Origin of the sequence: Shewanella sp. 10N.286.54.B9 (genome assembly GCF_041468565.1) — a bacterium.
In the GTDB taxonomy this organism is placed as follows: domain Bacteria; phylum Pseudomonadota; class Gammaproteobacteria; order Enterobacterales; family Shewanellaceae; genus Shewanella.
The window spans coordinates 1-3438 of record NZ_JBFRIY010000093.1 but is presented as its reverse complement, the minus strand read 5'-3'; the positions used below and the strand labels follow the sequence as shown (position 1 = coordinate 3438).

The 3438-nt window shown below is 41.9% G+C and carries 1 protein-coding gene and 4 tRNA genes; 4 read left to right on the top strand and 1 reads right to left on the bottom strand.

Annotation, left to right across the window (positions count from 1 at the left end; genetic code table 11):
- Positions 1–118: 118 nt before the first annotated feature.
- Entirely contained in the window at positions 119–2122 is a 2004-nt protein-coding gene (gene uvrB / locus AB4135_RS21700; RefSeq protein WP_371995499.1) for an excinuclease ABC subunit UvrB, read from the bottom strand.
- Between the two features lie 850 nt (positions 2123–2972).
- Between uvrB and AB4135_RS21695 the strand changes: the two genes are divergently transcribed.
- The 4 genes from AB4135_RS21695 to AB4135_RS21680 all read left to right on the top strand — a co-directional run bounded on the left by AB4135_RS21695 (position 2973) and on the right by AB4135_RS21680 (position 3393).
- Positions 2973–3048 (top strand) — tRNA-Asn (locus AB4135_RS21695).
- A 46-nt stretch (positions 3049–3094) separates the two neighbouring features.
- Positions 3095–3170 (top strand) — tRNA-Asn (locus AB4135_RS21690).
- Between the two features lie 39 nt (positions 3171–3209).
- Positions 3210–3285 (top strand) — tRNA-Asn (locus tag AB4135_RS21685).
- A 32-nt stretch (positions 3286–3317) separates the two neighbouring features.
- Positions 3318–3393: transfer RNA gene (locus tag AB4135_RS21680), tRNA-Asn, on the top strand.
- Positions 3394–3438: the final 45 nt, after the last annotated feature.

Here is a 3438-nt window from a genome sequence, read left to right as displayed (position 1 = left end):
ATCGCTCAAGCCTTGTACTAAAATAATTGAATTCGAACAAAAACCAAGCTCGAAAGATCAACAGCCCCTAGATAAAAATAGGAGACCTCGGTCTCCTATTTTTATCTTATACATATTATTAGGCTTTGATAAATTGCTCTCTTAACCGGCCAACTTTATCTCTTAGCGCTGCAGCCTCTTCAAACTCAAGGTTCTTAGCATGTTCATGCATCTGTTTTTCTAGCTTATCAATCTCATGGCTGATATCGGCGGGTTTTGCATGGTACTCTGCGCCATTTTCTGCAACTTTATCTAACTCGCCCGGCACATTATCACTATCACCCACATCCATAACATCGGTAATACGCTTAATCACCCCTTTAGGTGTGATGCCATTATCAAGGTTATATTGATGCTGCATCTCACGACGGCGGTTTGTTTCCGTAATCGCCTTGTCCATAGACTTAGTGATACGGTCACCATATAGAATAACTTTACCGTTAACGTTTCGTGCAGCTCGCCCTATGGTCTGGATAAGAGAACGTTCTGAACGCAAGAAGCCCTCTTTATCTGCATCAAGAATACAGACTAAAGAAACCTCTGGCATATCCAACCCCTCGCGCAGTAGGTTAATGCCAATAAGCACATCAAATACACCCAGTCTAAGGTCGCGAATGATTTCAACGCGTTCAACGGTATCGATGTCTGAGTGCAAATACCTTACTTTTACGCCATGCTCATCCAAGTATTCAGAAAGGTCTTCAGACATTCTCTTCGTCAAGGTAGTCACTAGCACCCGCTCGTTGACTGCTACGCGTTTGCCAATCTCAGACAGCAGATCATCGACCTGTATACCAACAGGCCTGACTTCAATCTCAGGATCTAGCAGACCTGTAGGCCTAACAACTTGCTCCGCTATCTGCCCCTCAGATTTATCAATTTCGTAGTCACTTGGCGTCGCTGAAACAAAAATGCTTTGTGGCATTAACGCCTCAAACTCTTCAAACTTTAATGGCCGATTGTCCAATGCAGACGGCAGGCGAAATCCATACTCAACTAAGTTCATCTTTCGTGAACGGTCGCCTTTGTACATCGCGCCAATTTGAGGCACTGTGACGTGTGACTCATCGATGATCAACAAACCATCTTCAGGCAGATAATCAAGTAATGTCGGCGGCCCATCACCTGGGGCGCGCCCGGAGAGGTAGCGAGAGTAGTTTTCGATACCAGAGCAATAGCCGAGCTCCGTCATCATTTCGACGTCATATTGTACCCGCTCAGTGATGCGCTGCTCTTCTATCAGTTTATTTAGGTCTAATAACTGCTTCTTCCGTTCACGAAGCTCCTCTTTTATATCTTCTGTTGCGGCTATTATCGATTCACGCGGTGTTACATAATGACTCTTAGGGTAAACCGTAATACGTGCGATACGCTTGATAATGTGACCAGTAAGCGGATCGAATAAGCTTAGACGCTCAATTTCATCATCAAAAAGTTCTACTCTAATTGCATGTTTGTCAGAATCAGCTGGAAACACATCGATCACTTCGCCGCGAACACGATACGTACCGCGCTGCAGTTCGATATCATTGCGAGTATATTGCAGTTCACTGAGTCGTTTGAGCATATCGCGTTGATCTATTATTGCGCCTTCTCTAAGATGCAATAACATTTTCATATAGGACTTGGGATCGCCCAAACCATAGATAGCAGATACTGATGCGATTAACACCACATCTTTTCGCTCTAACAATGCTTTGGTGGCCGACAAACGCATTTGCTCAATATGTGCATTGACGGAGGCATCTTTTTCAATAAAGGTCCCTGTCGAAGGCACATAGGCTTCAGGTTGGTAATAATCGTAATAAGAAACGAAATACTCAACAGCATTATGGGGGAAAAATTCCTTCATTTCCCCATACAGCTGTGCTGCCAACGTCTTATTAGGTGCCATTATGATGGTGGGACGCGACATTTTTTCTATTACATTAGCAATCGTAAAGGTTTTGCCAGAGCCAGTGACTCCTAACAGGGTTTGGCTAGCCAAACCTGACTCTAATCCATCAACTAGTTGATTAATGGCTGTAGGCTGATCACCGGCAGGTTTGTACTGGGATTCCAATTGAAATACAGATTCAGACACTAGGTTAAGCTTCCTCGTTTTTCTTGGGCGTATTTTACCCTATTTGATCATTAAGATGGGGCAAAGCTGGAAAATTATGTTGAGTCTCGAGATTTAATTCATTATTAACGAAAAGGATAACCTAGCCCTTGCCTTGCACCTTACACAATCAAAACTTATGCCCCTGACTAAAAATCGATTGCTATAACAACTTAAGATGACAACTTATGTTTATTGCTGTGAAAGTTTGTGACATTTAAACAATCAAAGACTTAGCTCGCCTCCTTGCTCTACACTAGCCTAAAAATGGCGTTTTAATTCACAATCCAGCTACATTAGGTGGTTACAAATTAGCAACAATTTGAAAATGTGCATAAATTAACTGTTGATTTTTGCATCAATATGTTTTTAAACAATAAAAAAAAATCCTAGCAAAATTGTGCATTTTAACCTCAAGCCCCTATTCATAGGTGTTTGCAACAGATTTTTTGACTTAACCCACAGGCTTATCCACAGATTTAGTGGATAACTCATGTAAGCCTAGCTATAGCGGGACTTTTAACCAGTAGCGCTACTTTAGTATGACGAGAAAAGATTTTGTAATTTTATTACATATGAAATTATTGTACCGACAACACAACCAGCACTCTTTGACTCGATATTGTTAGTAGCCAATCGAAAACTACGATTAACTCATATACTTGCATTCTAACTGCCCACTTACTGTAAAATATGGTGCATTCGTCACCATGATGCGCATTTGCTGAACACTTAACCCTATAAATCCACTTTTTTTCCGTTGTCGAGTTGACTCAGTTGTAAGAGCGATTTAATATGCGCTCCGTCTTCAACGAGACGTAACTTATTCGATTCCCCTGTAGTTCAGTTGGTAGAACGGCGGACTGTTAATCCGTATGTCACTGGTTCGAGTCCAGTCTGGGGAGCCAAAGTTTAAGTTAATCAGATATTTATCTGTAAGTATAAAAGAGCAATTCCCCTGTAGTTCAGTTGGTAGAACGGCGGACTGTTAATCCGTATGTCACTGGTTCGAGTCCAGTCTGGGGAGCCACTTTTATATAAACAGCTAAATATTGATAAAAAATGTAATTCCCCTGTAGTTCAGTTGGTAGAACGGCGGACTGTTAATCCGTATGTCACTGGTTCGAGTCCAGTCTGGGGAGCCAATTTTTTTATCAAAATATAAGTAAAATGCGATTCCCCTGTAGTTCAGTTGGTAGAACGGCGGACTGTTAATCCGTATGTCACTGGTTCGAGTCCAGTCTGGGGAGCCACTTTATTTATAGTTAGATTTATTCGATTCCCCTGTAGTTCAGTTG